Below are 15,797 nucleotides of genomic sequence, written 5' to 3'. Positions count from 1 at the left end.
CTACCCGGGCACCTGGGGCCTGATCCGCCTGCTGGAGCAGGCCCAAGTCACGCCACTGGATGACGGCGACAGCCGTTTTCGGATGGTGCTCAAGGCGCCCGATGGCATTGGCCTGACCTGGTATCTGCGCACCGAACTGGGGGCAGGGCCGATGGCGCTGCTCAAGTTGCGTGGCTTCAAGTTGCCGACGCAGATCTTTTTGGGCAAGGGTGAAAAAGTGCCGCTTTGATTATGGAGGGCAGGGCTTGCTGGTGATAGCGGTTCGTCAGGCGACAACGGTGTCGGCTGTTCGTCCGCCATCGCCAGCAAGCCGGCTCCTACAGGGCTAAAGACTCCAATATCTGATGAGCAATCTTCACCCGCTCCTCATTCGGATAGTTCTTATTAGCCAGAATCACAACCCCCATATCCTTCGACGGCACATACGCAACGTAAGCCCCAAACCCACCGGTTGAACCCGTCTTGTTGAGCAGCACATCTTCAGCCTGCGGTTGCGGCGGATTCAGCCACTGAACCTGATGCGCCTGCATGGCCATCGCCGTCGAATTCCCCGCCAGCAGGCGATCGAGAGTGACCGGATAGCGATACATCTCCCACCCAAGCCCCTGGGTCATGTCGCCGACGCTGTAGTAACCGGTATGGGTCAAGGCGATCGCCTGTTGGAGGGGTTTTTCCTGGCTGGCCGGTTGCAGGTTGGCCTGGACAAAAGCGATCAGGTCCGCCGCACTGGTTTTCACGCCGTAGGCTTCGGCATCCAGCGCCCCTGGCCCGACCCGTACGGGTTTGTCGGCCTTGTTGTAGCCTTGGGCATACAGCGCCATTTGATCCTGCGGCACGTTGAGCCAGGTGTGTTTCAGACCGAGCTTGGGCAGGAAGGTGTTTTCCATTAAGACATTGAAGGGCTGGCCCAGTGCCTGGGCGGCGAGGTAGCCGGACAAACCGATGCTGGGGTTCGAATACAGGCGGTGGCTGCCGACGGCGTATGCCGGCTTCCACTGCTGGTAGTAGCCGAGCATCTTGTCCGCCGAATCCGCCTCGGCCGGGAATTGTAGCGGCAGGCCGCCGGCGGTGTAGGTGGCCAGCTGCAGCACACTGATGTGGTCGAACGCGCTGCCGTGCAGGGCCGGCAGTACCTTGCTGGCCTTGTCGGTCAATGCCAGTTTGCCGGTGGCCTGGGCGTAGGCGGCGAGGGTGGCGGTGTAGGTTTTGCTGACCGAGCCGATCTCGAACAGAGTGTCCTGGGTCACCGGGCTGCCGGTCTCTTTTGAGGCTAGGCCATAGTTGAAGTAGTGCGGTTTGCCGTTGAGGGTGACGGCCACGGCCATGCCGGCGATGCCTTGCGCTTGCATGACCGGGCGCACGGCGTTGCTGACGATCGATTCGAGCGGGTCCTGGGCGAGGGCCTGGCCTGCCGCGAGCATCGCAACGCAGGCGGCCAGAATCTTCAATCTTCCGAGATTGACCGTGTCCGTCATGGGTATCGCTCCATTCACTTGTCGCGCCGCATTGGAAAATAGGGCAGCAGGCGTTCGGTTTCTTTTTTGACCACGGCGTAGCATTCGCAACTCAGCTCCTCGAGACGAGTCCTGTCCAGGACCTTGATGTGGCCCCGAGTATATTCGATGACCCCCAGGCGCTGCAGCTTGCCGGCCGCGTCGGTCACGCCTTCGCGGCGTACGCCGAGCATGTTGGCGATCAGTTCCTGGGTCATGGTCAGTTCATTGCCGGGCAGGCGATCGAGGGACAACAGCAACCAGCGACACAGCTGCTGGTCGATGGAGTGGTGGCGGTTGCACACCGCCGTCTGGGCCATTTGCGTGATCAGCGCCTGGGTGTAGCGCAGCATCAGCAGGAGCATTTCTTCGTGGCGGTTGAACTCGTCCTTGAGTTGCTGGCCGGGCAGGCGGTAGGCATGCCCGGCGCTTTGCACAACGGCGCGGCTCGGCGTGCTTTCGCCGCCCATGAAGACCGCAACGCCGATCAGGCCTTCGTTGCCGACCACCGAGATCTCGGCCGAGGCGCCGTTCTCCATTACGTACAACAGCGACACGATGGAATCGGTGGGGAAGTAGACGTGGCGCAGGGCGCCGCCGGACTCGTAGAGCACTTGGCCAAGGGGCAACTCGACCAGCTCGAGGTGGGGCAGCAGGCGGTCCAGCGATGACGCCGGAAGCGCTGCCAGCAGGTAGTTCTGTTGTGGCTTGGGTACAGCGAACATATCAGCCACCCTTCGAAGGAAAATTCCCTGAGGGGGACAGGTTACTCCAAAGCACACTATGCGGGGCAACGCACCGACGTCGCCGCTGCCATCTGCAATGCTCAAGGGAGCGACGCTGCCTCTGCAGCGCCGGACGTTGGAGATGGCCATGAGCAAACATATTGATCCGAATCTTCGCCAGGGCCCTGGCAAGCCCACTGCGAAGCAACCACAAAGCACGCCACCACCCCTGCATCCCAAGCACGGGCAGGCGGCCGACCAACCGGTTCACAGCAAACTGAGCGACGCGGTGCAGCCGCACCACCAGGGCCCGGGCAGTAACGCCTGAACCCTGTTCCACCCAGCGCGCTGGATCTCAACGCTCCAGATCGGCTTCGACGGTGCTGATGTAGCCAGGCATTTGCGCCTGCTGCGCTTTTACCGGGCAGGTCACCAGCACCTGATGGTCCCTGCCGTCATCTGATAATTGCAGCGCGTCCTGGCCCAGCAGCTCGCCGTCCAGCATGATCACCAGTGTGCTGGTCGTGCCAGGGCGCACATCGATATGGTAGGTCGTCGCCCCATAGCGGTAGCGCAGCGTGTAGCCAGGCCAGCCCTGCGCCAGCAGCGGTTCGATATGCAATGCAGTGCCGACACGCTGCAAACCGAGCAATGACTCGACGATGAAACGGTACATCCAGCCGGCCGACCCGGTGTACCAGGTCCAACCCCCGCGGCCCGCATGGGGCGGCGTGCCATAGACGTCGGCCGCCATGACATAGGGCTCGACCTTGTAGGTCTCCAGCCGGCTGGCGACTTCACCCCCTGCAGGGTTGATCATGTCGAGCAACCGCCAGGCCCTGGCGTTGTCGCCTAGCTCGGCGAACGCCATGCCGGCCCAGACCGCGGCGTGGGTGTACTGGCCGCCATTCTCCCGCACGCCCGGCACGTAGCCCTTGATGTAACCGGGCTCCAGGGTGCCTGTGTCGAAAGGCGGATCGAGCAGCAGCACCGCGCCGGTGTCGGGGCGTACCAGGTGCTGCTCGAGCGAAGACATGGCCGTGCGTCGCCGCGCTTGCGGGGCGGCCCCCGAGAGTACCGACCAGCTTTGCGCGATCGAGTCGATGCGGCACTCGTCATTGTCGGCCGAGCCCAGGAGCTGGCCGTCGTCAAACCAGGCGCGCCGGTACCAGGCACCGTCCCAGGCATGCGCCTCCAGACTCGACTGCAGCAGGGCGGCCTGCTGGGTACAACGCTGTGCGAACACAGGGTCGCCGTGCAATTGGGCAGTGAGGGCGAAGCGCTGCAGGACATCAAAGCCGAAGAACCCCAGCCACACGCTTTCCCCTTGGCCCAGGTGGCCGACCCGGTTCATCCCGTCGTTCCAGTCGCCGGTGCCGATCAGGGGCAGGCCGTGGCTGCCGCGCGGCAGGCTGTGTTCGATGGCGCGCACGCAATGCTGATAGAGGCTTTCTTCGAGGTGCGACTTACCCGGCAGGTCGTAGTAAGACTCTTCCCCGGCATTGAGCGGGCGGCCTTCAAGGTAGCCCACGGGCTCGGCCAGCACGCTGAGGTCGCCGGTGACGCTCACATAGTGACTGGTCGCCAACGCCAGCCACAGATAATCGTCGGAACAGCCACTGCGCACACCGCGATCCAGCGGCGGGTGCCACCAATGTTGCACGTCACCTTCGGCATATTGATGGGCCGCACACAACAACAGGTGGGCACGCACGCTGGGGGGATCGGCATGGAGCATCGCCATGCTGTCCTGCAGTTGATCGCGAAAGCCGATGGCGCCGCCGGACTGATAGTAGCCACTGCGGGCCTGGAAGCGACAGGCGATCACCTGGTACATCAGCCAGCCATTGACCATCACATCGATGCTCGGGTCGGGGGTCTGGACCTGGATCACGTCCAGCTGCGAACGCCAGTGCTCGCGTACCGCCTCCAGTTGCGCGGTGGCCGCGGCCAGGCCGCGGTATTGATGAACCAGGCGCAGGGCGGACGTCGTGTCCCTGGCTGCACCGAGGCGGAAGACCACGTCCTGCTCTTCACCGCTGTCGAGATCCAGGGCCACCTGGATCGCCGCGCAAGGATCGAAGCCGCCACCGGTGCGGCCCGACAGGCGTGCCTGCTGCAGTCCGGCGGGTGCCTTGAGGCTGCCGTTGCGGCCGACGAACTCGGTGCGATCGCCGCTGATGCTGGTGTCGGTCGAGTCGGTATCGAGAAACGCCACCCGTTCGCCAAACTCGATCGAATAGGCGTTCCTGGCGAAGAATGCGCCGCTGGTGGGGTCGGCTTCCGTCACCACATGCATCGCCGATTTGCTGCGCAGGTCGCCCAGCACCCACTCCACATAACAGGTGGTCGACAGGCGCCTTGGGCGGCCCGAGCGATTGCGAATCTGCAGATGCGAGAACTTGATCGAAGCATCCAGCGCCACATACACCCACAGCTCGGTGTGGATGCCGTCTTCATCGTGCTCGAACACGCTGTAGCCGAAGCCGTGCCGGGTGCGGTACTCGCCAGTGCCGGGACAAGGCTGTGGCGTCACCGACCAGAAATGCCCGGTTTCTTCATCGCGCACATAGATCGCCTCGCCGCTGGCGTCGGTGATCGGGTCGTTATGCCAAGGGCTCAGGCGAAATTCGTGGGCGTTTTCCATCCAGGTGTAGGCGCCACCGCTTTCGGAAATCACCGAGCCGAAGTGCGGGTTGGCCAACACGTTGGCCCATGGCGCCGGCGTCGGCTTGCCAGGCTGCAGGGTCATGACGTACTCGCTGCCATCGGCACTGAAGCCGCCATAGGCGTTGCCCAGCAGCAAACCGTCGAGGGCGGGCAGGGCAGTGGTCGCCGTAGTCTTGGCCTGGCGCTTGAGGGTGGGGACCAGCGCCGGGGACACCGGGCTGGCGTGACGCCGTTGAAGCTGTTCGGCAATGCTGCCTTTGCTTTCGCTCAGCACCAGGCGCGCCACCGACAGGATCAACGTGCGGTCCTCGTTCGACAACTGCTGGGCCGGCCGCACGAAGATGCCCCCGGGATGGTCAATCAGCGAGGCTTCGCTGCCGGATGTCACCACCCCCATGATCAAGTCCTGGAGTTGCTGGCGATAGCCCGCCTGGTCTTCGTTCCAGATCACCAGATCGACCATCAGGCCTTTTTGTCGCCAGTAGGCATGGGCCTTGACCATCTGCTGCACCAGCTCGATGTTCTCGACGGTGGCGATCTGCAACAGCACGATGGGCAGGTCGCCGGAGATCGCCTGGCCCCAGAGGCTCGATTGATTGCGTCGGTTGGCCATCAATACGCTGTTTTCCGTGCGCAACGAGGCGTTGGCGTAGAGGATCGACGCGGCCATCTGTTCAAACAGGCGGGCATCTTCCGGCGTTACATTGAGTTGGCGCAGCAACACCTGGCTGTGGGTCCAAGCCAGGTCGAAGACGCGATCAGCGAGGTGACGGTCGCGGAATTTGTTGATCAGGTACAGGCAACCCTCACGGCTGTCCGCCACGCCGGTCACCAGGTCGATGGTCGCCGTTTGCCCGGGTTCCAGGGTAATGCGGCAGCGGATCGCGACGATCGGGTCCAGCACCGAACCGGCAGTGCCGGACAGCTGCTGGACGTGGCCATCGAGTGCCGCCGGTGCGGCAACGTCGCGCCCGCGGCCGATGAAGCGTGCGCGATCGGTCTCGTAGGAAATCGCGTCGATGTCCGCGCCATGGACCGCCATCAGGTGGCACATCCAGGGCACGGCTTCCTCAGTGGAACGGCGCCTGCGGGTGCAGACGATAGCCTGCAACGCCGGCAGCAGTTCGGTCTGCACGAACAGGTTGCTGAAGGCCGGGTGCATGGCATCACTGATGGCCGGCGCCAGGACCACCTCGGCGTAGGTGGTGATCTCCACGCTACGCCGTACGCGGCCGCGGTTGGTGATGTGCAGCCGGCGCAATTCGATGTCGTCTTCGGGCGACACGACGATCTCGGTGTGCGTATCGAAGTCGAGCTCGCGAACCCGAAACTCGGCCCGGGCATCGCTGAAAATCGCCTCATGGCTTTCAGGCCGGTGCAGGGTCGGCTGGTGCGCCGAGGACCAGAACACGCCGCTGCTGACATCGCGCAGGTAGCAGAACATGCCCCAGTTGTCGCGGGTCGCATCTTCACGCCAGCGGGTCACGGCGATGTCGTTGCAGCGGCTGTAACCGCCGCCGGCACTGCTGAGCATCACGTGATAACGGCCGTTGGACAGCAGCTGGACGGCGGGGCGCTTGCGCCCGGGATCGGCGAACACGCGAAGCCTGGTTTCCTGGGTCCCGGCATTGTCCCCCGTGGCAGGGTCGTGGGTCGCATGCAGGTAGGGCGCGGCGGTTTTCGGCACGCGTTCCTGCAGCAGCAAGAGGGTCGCCTGAAAGGCCGGAATCGACTCGAATCGGCGCTGCATGGGCCGGTCCAGCAGCAGGCTGGTCAAGGCCAGCAGGCTCATGCCCTGGTGGTGCGCCATGAACGAGCGCACCACCGCATAACGCTGGCCCCGGGGCAGGCGTGCCTCGGTGTAGTCGACCGCTTCGTACAGGCCATAACGGCCGGCAGAGCCCTGGGTCGCCAGGCGTTGCAGGTTGCGGCAGGCCGCTTGCGGCTCGACCATCAGCGCCAGGGCGCTGGCGTACGGCGCAATCACGGTGTCCTCGGCCAGCCCGCGCTTGAGGCCAAGGCCTGGCACACCAAAGGCCCGATACTGATAATTGAAGTGGCCGTCCAGGGTGTTGTAACCCGACTCGGACACGCCCCAGGGGATGCCCAGCTGGTTGCCATGCTCGATCTGCAAGGCCACGGCCGCGCGGCAGGTCTGCTCCAGCAGCGTGCCTTCATAGCTGGGCATGATCAGGTTGGGCATCAGGTATTCGAACATCGAGCCGGACCAGGACAACAGCACCGGCACCCCGCGATTGTTGCTGAGCAAACGCCCGAGGGTGAACCAGGCCTGTTGCGGCAGCTGGCCCTGGGCGATGACCACGAAATTGGTCAGGCGCACCTCTGACGCGAGCAGGTCGTAGTAGCCGTTGTCCAGCCGGCGTTCGTCGGCGTTGTAGCCGATCGAGAACAGGTCGCGCTGGGCATCGTAGAGGAAAGTGAAGTCCATGCTCGCCAGAGACGCGGACAGTTCGGCCAGGTGCTCGAGCTGGCTGATTCGGGCGCGAGCCAGGGTTTGTACCACCTGCACTTGCGCCTGATCGTCGGGCAGCCACAGCGTGATATCGAGCTCGGCCATGTGCCGCAGGGTGAGTGCCTTGGCCTGGGTGGGTGCCCGCGGCAGCTCGAAACGCAGCCACTCTGCGCGCAGATCCGCGCACTGCATCTGCAATGCCTGCAGCCAGTAGTGGACTTCTTCAGCGGCGCTGGCAGGGCTGTCGATCGCCAGGGCCTGTGCCTGATCGAGCAGTTGCAGGAGGTTGTCCTGGACGCTGGCCGATTCCACCTTCGCCCTCAGTTCGAGCACGGCACGGTCATCGAGGCCTGCACCTTCCAACGCCTGTTGCAGCACATCGAGAGTGTCGCCCAGGCCGCCAAGGCTGCGTCGATCGAACAGGGGCGTGTCAATCAATCCCAACAGCCCCGGCCGCAAGGTGAGCAACAGGCCCGCCAGGTTGCCGCTGTCGACGGTGGATACGTACCGAGGTGCCAACGGTTGCAGTGTCTGGGTGTCGTACCAGTTGTAGAAGTGCCCCTGATGCCGCTCAAGGCCGGCCATGGATTCAAGGGTGGCGTTGATGCGTTCAAGCAGGCGCCCGCTGCTCAGATAGCCGAAATCGTGGGCCGCCAGGTGCGAGAGCAAGGCCATGCCCATGTTGGTCGGTGAAGTCCGATGGGCAATGGTCGGCTTGGGTATTTCCTGGACGTTGTCCGGCGGCAACCAGTTGTCCTCGGGGCCCACATAACGATCGAAGAACGCCCAGGTCTGGCGTGACAGCATGCGCAGGAAGCGCAGGTCCTGCGCGGATGGACTGAACCCTGTCGGTGTGGTCGGCAGGCTGATCCACCAGGCAATCGCCGGGCTCGCCAGCCACACCAGCAGCAAAGGTGCCGCGAGTGCAAGTACATGGGGAGAGGAGAGCAGGGCCGCGAACAGCAGCAGCGCCAAAGCAGGAGCAATCCACAGGCTTTTATACATGCCGGCCAGATCGTTGCCACTGGAGCGCTCCACCTCACGGGAAGGCTGCCATTGCAGCAGGCGACGCTTGCTGATCAGCATGCGCCACAGCGAGCGGCCAATCGCGTCGAAGCTCAGCAACGCATCGGAGGGCAGCCAGACAATCGACAACAGCGCCCGCATGAAATGCTGGCCCGAGGTGTGCAGGGCCGCCGTCAGGTGTTGCCCCAATGGAATATCGGCCGCTTTCTGCACCAGCGCCAGCACCGACTGCAGCACGGGTTGCAGGCAGACCAGTATCACCACCGCCAACGTCCAGGAGGCGGCCTCGTTCGTACCCAGCCAGCCCCATGCCAGCATCGCGAGGAAGGCGCCTGGTTCCAGGCTGCGGCGCAGATTGTCGAAGATTTTCCAGCGGGCCAGGTTGCTCAGGCGATTGGCCGCGAACCCTCCCTGGGGTTTCGGGGCCCACGGCAGGGCCCAGTACAGCACTTGCCAGTCGCCGCGAATCCAGCGGTGGCGGCGCTTGGCATCGGCGCTGTAGCGCGACGGGTATTCCTCATACAGCTGCACATCGCTGAGCAGTCCGCAGCGGGCATAGCAGCCTTCGATCAGGTCATGGCTGAGGATGCGGTTGTCGGGCAGGCAACCCTCGAGCGCCTGTTCGAAGGCGTCGACCGCATAGATGCCCTTGCCGATGAAGGAACCGTTGTGGAACAGGTCTTGGTACACATCGGAAACGGCGCGGGTGTACGGGTCGATACCGGCATCGCTGCCAAACAGGCGGGCGTAGGTCGAGCGTGCCGTGCTCGGCAGGCTGATGCCCACCCGTGGCTGGAGGATGGCGTAACCGCTGACGATCCTGCCGCTCTTTTCATCGAATACCGGATGGTTCAGCGGGTGCATCATGGTGCCGATACACTGGCGCGCGACATCCCGTGGCAACAAGGTATCGGTGTCCAGGGTAATGACGAAGCGCACCGCACTCAGGGGCGCGATATCACCGACAATCAAGGCAAAGCGATCCTGACCTTTGCCTCGCAGCAATGCGTTGAGCTCGGCGAGTTTGCCGCGCTTGCGCTCATGCCCCATCCATACCCGCTCTGTAGCACTCCAGTGCCTGGGCCGGTGCAGCAGGAAGAACCGGTCGACCTGGCCATCGGCATACTTGTGGTTGAGCGCCTCGATCAGTTGGCGCGCCAGGGTGAGCAGTTCGCCGTCCTCGGGCATCACCTCGGCGGGGGCGTCCATGAAGTCGCTGAGCAGGGCGAAATGCAGGTTGTCATCGCGATTGGCCAGGAAGCGCACTTCCAGGCCTTCCGCCAGGGCTTCGATGTCGCCGGCGTTGGCAAACATCGTCGGCACCGCCACCAGCGTTCGTGCCTCGGTCGGTATGCCCTTGCTGTAATCCAGGCGGGGCAGTAGCGACGGGGCGACGGTGAGGGTCACCAGCCAGTTGACCAGTCCTATCGCCAGGCGGCTGGTCATCAACAGTGCGGGCACCGCGAGCAGGACCAGCCCCCAGATGGGTGTGCCGCTGTGATAAGCGCTGCTGAGAAAGGGCCAGGCCAACAAAAATGTCAGCAGGAGAGCAGGGCACAGGTAGAACTTCAGCGGGGCGCTCTGCAGCATTCGCTTCCAGCGTTCGAGCGGCGACACGCTGGCGTGCAGCGCCTGCTCCAGGCTGAACAACCCGTCAGCCACCAGGTAATAGCCCACGTGTCCGGTCACTCCGGCGGGTTGTGGGGTGTTGGCCAGTTCGATGGCGGCTTCTGCCACCTGGGCCTCAGACTGCACGCAATGCCGGGCCAGGCGTTCGACCACATGGCGGTAGCGATCGCGGGTGGCGAAGTCCATGTTCGCGTAGACACCGGCCGGGTCGGTGCACAAGACCTGTTCGACATGGCTGAGCAGTTCGACGAACTCGCGCCAGTCGGTCGCCGCCAGCAAGCGCAGGCTGGCGATGCTGTTGCTGATGGACACCTGGTCACCGGATTGCTGCTGGGCATCCATCTGCACCAGGCGTTCGACGGTCAGGCCGGCCTCACCGAGGGTTTGTTCTATCCACGCCATGGGCAAGATCAGCGCGGCGCTTTGCCCGTGCAGGCGGCGCGCCAGTTCGGCCACGAAGGCTGGCGTCATCGGTGGCGCCGAGCGCGCCATGTCGGCCACGGTCAAGACCACGCTCTTGGCGTCGCGCTCGGCCATTTCGATCAGGCGATCGGCCCAGTCATCGGCCAGGTTGCGGTCATCGCGGTTGGCCATGACCCGGGACGCCACGCGCCGCAGGTTCTCGATCAGCGCCAGGCGCAGCATGATCGGGATGGCCCACAGCTCGCCCAGGGTCAGCGGCGTGATGGTCTGGTACGAGGCGATGAAACAATCCAGGCTCGGCGCATCGACCCGGCCATCGCCGTGGGCGATGGTTTCCAGGGCGATGTCGTAGACCCGCGGCAGGCCTGCCGAGGGCCCTTCGGCCAGGCGTGGCAGCTCGCGGCTGTAGCCGTCAGGCAGGTGGGTCCTGGCGGTGCGGATGTTTTCTTCGATCAGGTAGAAGTTGTCCAGCAGCCATTCCGCCGCCGGGGTGGCGCGTCGACTGGACTGTTGCACGGTCTTGAGCGCTGCGCAGCTACGTTCCAGCAGCAGTTGGTTGTCGGTCAGGCGGCCGAGCAAGGCGTCCTTTCTGGAAAGACGCCCGAGCACATGTTGGCGGGCCAGGACGATGCCGTGGTCGGCCATCTGCTGCGCATTGAACAGGTCGGAACGCAGGATGGGCTCGTACTCGAACTTGTGCCGCGCGGCACTCCACCTGAGCCAGATGGCCGGTGAGCGCCAAAGGCTGGACAGTGTGCGAGTCAGGATATTTTCCATGAAATCCTTCGTACGACCTGCGCAGGGCAGGGCGCATGTGGAATGAAGGCGGTTCTACGCCAGGCTAGGTGTGCGGGGCATTGCGCCGCCGGGCGCAGCATTCCACCGACGAGTGTGAAGTGTTCAGGGGGGCGAAGTCTGTTCGGTAGCGAACATAGGCGGTGTAGGCAGGTATCTTGCGTCGCGATACCTGCTAACGCGGCACGCGATTGGTGGGAGTTATACCCGGGTCATTAGAGTTGCCACTGCCATCCATTTGCAGCGGAAACAGCATGCGGTATCGACGTCTTGACTTGAACCTGCTGGTAGCGCTCGATGCCCTGTTGAGCGAATGCAGCGTCAGCAGGGCCGCTGAACGACTGTGCCTGGGCCAGTCGGCAACCAGCTCGGCACTTGGACGTTTGCGCGAGCATTTCAATGACCCGTTGCTGGTGCAGGTCGGGCGGCGGCTGGAGCCCACTGCCCTGGGGCTGGAGCTGATGCCCAAAGTGCAGGAAGCCCTCGCCCTGACGCGGGAGATTATCGATGCACCGATGAATTTCGACCCGGCCACCTGTACCCGGCAATTCACCTTGGTGGCTTCCGATTACGTGGCCGGGGTGCTGTTGCCAGCGGTCAGTCTTGCGTTGGCGCGCATCGCGCCGGGTGTGCGTTTGAGCCTGCGCGACTTGCCTGTGCCGCGCGATGGTGACGTGGTCAGCGAAGCGCTCGACTATCGGCGCAGTGATTGTGTGATCGTGCCGCAGCGCAGGTTGAATCCTGCTTACCCCCACGTACCCTTGATGAGTGACCAGCTGTGTTGCATCGTCTGTGCGCAGCAGCCGCAGTTCGCCGAGGGTTTGAGCCTGACGGGCTACTGCGCCGCCGAACATGTGGTGCGTGAGTTCGCCGACGGGCGAAACCTGGCCATGGATGCCGTGCATCTGCATGAGTTGGGTGTTCATCGGAGGGTGGCCGTGGCCGTTGAAAGCTTCGTGCTGATGCCGGAGTTCATAGTCGGTACCGCGCGAATTGCCACTGTGTTTCGCCGGCAGGCAGAACGTTTTGCCCAGCGTTATCCACTGCGCATTCACCCTGCACCGCTGGCTTTTCCGGACGCCGTACAGGTGCTGCAATGGCACCCGTATCAAGAGCGCGATCCAGCGCTGATGTGGTTTCGCGGCCTGTTGCTGGAGCAGGCCGCGTCGCTTGATTAACCCGCGGGCTGATCACCGGTATCGGCAACCAAACCGGCCTGGTCGATCGCCTGCATGGCGCAGCGCTCATCATTGTCCGAAGTGTCGCCACTGATGCCGATGGCGCCGATAATTTTCCCCTCGGCATTTCGAATCAGCACACCGCCGGCGACTGGAATCACCTCGCCGCCGGTCAGGCTGTTGATCGCATCGAAAAACGCCGGCATGGCCTGCGCACGCGGTGCCAGTTCCCGTCCGCCGAAGCCCATTCCCAGGCAGCCGCGCGCTTTGCCCGTGGCGATCTGTGGGCGCAGGAAACTGGCCTGTTCATCGCGCAGGACCGCCAGTGGATGACCCGCTGCATCCAGCACGGCGGCGGCCAGGGGGTTGATCCCGGTTTCCCGGGCGATGCGGATCGCGCTGCTGGCGATCTGGGTGGCTGTGGTCAGATCAAGTGTGTACATGACATCGATCCTCATACGGCCCACTTGCCCAGTTGGGTAACCCGGTCGCGGGTGTACAGGTCAGTCCACTTCAACGAGTTGAAATCGGACACTTGCTTGGGGTTGTAGGGGCTGCGTTCCATGCGCACCGGCTGACCGGCCTTGTACACGGCCTTGAGGCGCGAGCGGTCCTGGAGGATGCGGATGTCGTGCAACGGCGAACCGTCGAGCAACAGGAAGTCCGCTTGTTTGCCCACCTCCAGGGAACCGATGGTTTCACCGCGCGGCATGCAGCGCGCACCGGTGGCGGTGGCGGCATACAGGGCTTCGGCGGGCGTGAAGTCCAGGCGCGTGACCAGCAGTTCCAGCTCACGGGCATGCCACTCGCCATAAGGCGTCACGGCAAAACCGCTGTCGCTGCCACAGGCGAACGGCACACCGGCCGCCTTGGCACGTTTGAGCACCGCCGAACCGACTTCCAGCGTGCGCGCGCAGTAACCGGCGTACCCGGTGGTGATGGCCGGGTCGTGGGGCTGGCAAAAATCCACGGTGTTCTGCGGGAAGGTCATGGTCGGCGCGAGGATACTGCCCGCTTCGAGCAAGGCCTCGATACAGTCGTCGTCCATGTAGAAGGCGTGGAACACCAGATCGACACCCGCGCGTGCGGCGTACATCACCGCTTCACGGCCATAGGCATGGGTCGCTACTTTGCACCCCAGGCGATGGGCTTCTTTGACCATCTCGTAGGTTTCTTCGGCGGTGAACGCCGCGATGATTTCGCCGTTCGGGCGACGATGGGTGCCGTCCATGGCGATCTTGATCAGGTCTACGCCATCCTTCGCCTGCTTGCGGATTTCTGCCAGGGCTTCGCTGCGGCTGGTGACCAGGCGCGCGGTGAAGTATTCCGGAGCTCCTACGCGGCTCGGAAACCAGTCATTGAGGCTCTGCCGATTGGTGATGACCCGGCTGCTGGCCGCGATGCGCGGACCCTCGAACAGGCCAGCGGCAATTGCGTTGCGCACTGAAATGCTGAGCTGGCCGCTATCGCCCGGGCAAACCATGCTGGTCACGCCGGCGGCCAGCACATGTTGGGCGAAGAACATGCCACGCAGCGCGCGGAATTCGTCGCTGGTCCAGATATCGATGTCTTCTTCACTCTGCGCGTTGCCGAAGGCCAGGTGGGTATGCACGTCCACCAGGCCTGGCATGACAAAGTTATCGCCGGCATCGACAATGCTGTCATCCGCTTGTGGCTGCGGCGCCATGGCTGTCGGGCCGACGTAGGTCAGCAGGCCGTTTTCCACGACCAGCGTTTGCTGTTGACGGGTATGCAGGCCAGTACCGTCGAACAGGGTCTGGCATTTGAGGTGCAGGGCATTCATGGCGTTTTCACTTGGCTGATTGTTATGCAAAGTGAGGCTAGGGCGCGGCCACGGGCGCCACCAGCAACTTGCATCAATGGCCGGGTATTGATGGCGTCGATAGCTGCTCAATCCCACTAGGGGCGGGGCCTTTGCGGCGCAGGGTGAGATCAGGGGGTGGGTATCGCGAGTGGCGATGGCTGGCATCGTGATCGACGATTTTTTACGGGTCGGATTGCAAGTCTATGGTGCGCGCTCATCACCCACAGAGAGCCATTGACATGACCACCGCAGCCGTAAAAAACCAACTCCTGGCACTTGAGCAGGAACGCCGCCGGGCCCTGGTTGAAGAAGACTACCCACGCGTCGCCGAGCTGTTCGCCGATGACCTGGTGTACGTGCACACCACCGGATTGGTGCAAGGCAAGGCGGATTATCTGGAGTACGCAAAAAGCGCCGTGCAGTATCTGGACATTGAGCGTGGCGAGTTGCAGATCCGCTTCTACGGCGAGTACCTGGCGGTGATGACCGGCACGCAATGCAACACCTTGCGCAAGCGCGGTGGCGAGCAGTCGATTCGCGGCGACGGCTTTGCCACGCAGGTCTGGACGTTGGGCGCAGAGGGTTGGCAGATCAGCTCGTTCCATGGGACACGTGCGCCTAACTGAATTCGTTCAGCACGCTATCGCTGGCAAGCCAGCTCCTACAGGTTTTCGGGTGCCTGCGGATTGTTGGGCGGTACACGAATCTGTAGGAGGCGGCTTGCTGCGGGCGGCGTTCCGACGATAACGTCCGAATAGTCACATCCAGAACCAAACTGTGACAACGCTCTTCATCCTGGCGCACTAGCCTTGTGTTTCGGTTTTGAACACAGGAGGGCAATGGAATGCCTGATCTTCCCCACGCCAATCGCCTGCGCGCCGGGCGCTATTCCCAATCCGGGCAAATTTATCTGCTGACCGCAGTGACCCGCAATCGCGAGCCGCTATTCACCAATTGGCTGACAGGGCGGCTCCTGGTACGGCAATTTCAACAAGCACAGACTGACGACCAGGCGGATTCCCTGGCCTGGGTGGTCATGCCTGACCATTTTCATTGGCTGGTTGAGCTGAAGAACGGCACCTTGCCGGCGCTGATGCTGGCCACCAAATCTCGTAGCGCAAGAGCGATCAATACTCACCTGGGGCGAACAGGATGTCTTTGGCAAAAAGGCTTTCACGACCGTGCCATTCGCTACGAAGAGGATCTACTGGCGGTTGCCCGGTACGTCATCGCCAACCCCATACGCGCCGGCCTTGTCCGGCGAGTACATGATTACCCTTTGTGGGACGCCAAATGGCTGTAGGGGTGGTTGCTGAATTTTGGTACGACACAAATCCGTAGGAGCCGGCTTGCTGGCGATTCGGTGGTGGCCGTTATGCCGCCATCGCTGGCAAGCCATCTCCTACAGGTTTTGGGCTGCATGCGGATTGTTGGTACGACACAAATCCGTAGGAGCCGGCTTGCTGGCGATTCGATGGTGGCCGTTATGCCGCCATCGCTGGCAAGCCAGCTCCTACAGGTTTTGGGCTGCATGCGGATTCTTGGGTGCGGAACAAATCC

General features: G+C 63.3%; 9 protein-coding genes and 1 pseudogene. 5 read left to right on the top strand and 5 right to left on the bottom strand.

The features are described from left to right. A pseudogene (locus tag ACM6I6_RS20285) lies at positions 1-229 on the top strand (hypothetical protein); the annotation flags it as partial. A gap of 88 nt (positions 230-317) precedes the next feature. On the opposite strand, the gene ampC reads toward ACM6I6_RS20285, so the two are convergent. Both ampC and ACM6I6_RS20275 read right to left on the bottom strand, forming a co-directional pair. Further along, positions 318-1,475, bottom strand: coding sequence for a class C beta-lactamase (gene ampC / locus ACM6I6_RS20280; RefSeq protein ID WP_414920626.1), 1,158 nt, complete (start codon positions 1,473-1,475; stop codon positions 318-320). 14 nt (positions 1,476-1,489) lie between these two features. Then, a complete protein-coding gene (locus tag ACM6I6_RS20275; protein ID WP_274078080.1) occupies positions 1,490-2,218 on the bottom strand; it encodes a Crp/Fnr family transcriptional regulator in 729 nt (242 codons plus the stop codon). A 148-nt stretch (positions 2,219-2,366) separates the two neighbouring features. Here ACM6I6_RS20275 and ACM6I6_RS20270 point away from each other — a divergent pair, with 148 nt between their 5' ends. Continuing rightward, the gene (locus tag ACM6I6_RS20270) at positions 2,367-2,546 is read left to right on the top strand and encodes a hypothetical protein (protein WP_274078081.1); all 180 of its coding nucleotides are present in this window, start codon (positions 2,367-2,369) and stop codon (positions 2,544-2,546) included. A 27-nt stretch (positions 2,547-2,573) separates the two neighbouring features. On the opposite strand, the gene ACM6I6_RS20265 is transcribed toward ACM6I6_RS20270, so the two are convergent. Continuing rightward, on the bottom strand, positions 2,574-11,216 hold the full coding sequence (locus ACM6I6_RS20265; RefSeq protein WP_414920625.1) for a GH36-type glycosyl hydrolase domain-containing protein: 8,643 nt from the start codon (positions 11,214-11,216) through the stop codon (positions 2,574-2,576). 272 nt (positions 11,217-11,488) lie between these two features. Between ACM6I6_RS20265 and ACM6I6_RS20260 the strand changes: the two genes are divergently transcribed. Next, a complete protein-coding gene (locus tag ACM6I6_RS20260; RefSeq protein WP_406592270.1) occupies positions 11,489-12,412 on the top strand; it encodes a LysR family transcriptional regulator in 924 nt (307 codons plus the stop codon). On the opposite strand, the gene ACM6I6_RS20255 is transcribed toward ACM6I6_RS20260, so the two are convergent. Together ACM6I6_RS20255 and ACM6I6_RS20250 are read right to left on the bottom strand one after the other, a co-directional pair. After that, entirely contained in the window at positions 12,409-12,855 is a 447-nt protein-coding gene (locus tag ACM6I6_RS20255; RefSeq protein WP_414920624.1) for a GlcG/HbpS family heme-binding protein, read from the bottom strand. The genes ACM6I6_RS20260 and ACM6I6_RS20255 overlap by 4 nt on opposite strands. An 11-nt stretch (positions 12,856-12,866) precedes the next feature. Further along, complete coding sequence (locus tag ACM6I6_RS20250; RefSeq protein ID WP_414920623.1) at positions 12,867-14,216, bottom strand: amidohydrolase family protein; 1,350 nt, start codon at positions 14,214-14,216, stop codon at positions 12,867-12,869. A gap of 260 nt (positions 14,217-14,476) precedes the next feature. On the opposite strand from ACM6I6_RS20250, the gene ACM6I6_RS20245 reads away from it, so the two are divergent. Continuing rightward, positions 14,477-14,863, top strand: a complete 387-nt coding sequence (locus tag ACM6I6_RS20245) for a nuclear transport factor 2 family protein (protein WP_414920622.1) — start codon at positions 14,477-14,479, stop codon at positions 14,861-14,863. 218 nt (positions 14,864-15,081) lie between these two features. Beyond that, entirely contained in the window at positions 15,082-15,540 is a 459-nt protein-coding gene (locus ACM6I6_RS20240; RefSeq protein WP_414920621.1) for an REP-associated tyrosine transposase, read from the top strand. Positions 15,541-15,797: the final 257 nt, after the last annotated feature.

The organism is Pseudomonas sp. IT-P218, from assembly GCF_949767605.1.
In the GTDB taxonomy this organism is placed as follows: Bacteria; Pseudomonadota; Gammaproteobacteria; order Pseudomonadales; family Pseudomonadaceae; genus Aquipseudomonas; species Aquipseudomonas putida_AE.
This window is presented reverse-complemented; position numbering and strand designations above follow the sequence as displayed.

Coding starts and splice junctions, on each gene's coding strand:
- ampC (WP_414920626.1), bottom strand. CDS start 1,475: ATGACGGACACGGTCAATCTCGGAAGATTGAAGATTCTGGCCGCCTGC.
- ACM6I6_RS20275 (WP_274078080.1), bottom strand. CDS start 2,218: ATGTTCGCTGTACCCAAGCCACAACAGAACTACCTGCTGGCAGCGCTT.
- ACM6I6_RS20270 (WP_274078081.1), top strand. CDS start 2,367: ATGAGCAAACATATTGATCCGAATCTTCGCCAGGGCCCTGGCAAGCCC.
- ACM6I6_RS20265 (WP_414920625.1), bottom strand. CDS start 11,216: ATGGAAAATATCCTGACTCGCACACTGTCCAGCCTTTGGCGCTCACCG.
- ACM6I6_RS20260 (WP_406592270.1), top strand. CDS start 11,489: ATGCGGTATCGACGTCTTGACTTGAACCTGCTGGTAGCGCTCGATGCC.
- ACM6I6_RS20255 (WP_414920624.1), bottom strand. CDS start 12,855: ATGTACACACTTGATCTGACCACAGCCACCCAGATCGCCAGCAGCGCG.
- ACM6I6_RS20250 (WP_414920623.1), bottom strand. CDS start 14,216: ATGAATGCCCTGCACCTCAAATGCCAGACCCTGTTCGACGGTACTGGC.
- ACM6I6_RS20245 (WP_414920622.1), top strand. CDS start 14,477: ATGACCACCGCAGCCGTAAAAAACCAACTCCTGGCACTTGAGCAGGAA.
- ACM6I6_RS20240 (WP_414920621.1), top strand. CDS start 15,082: ATGCCTGATCTTCCCCACGCCAATCGCCTGCGCGCCGGGCGCTATTCC.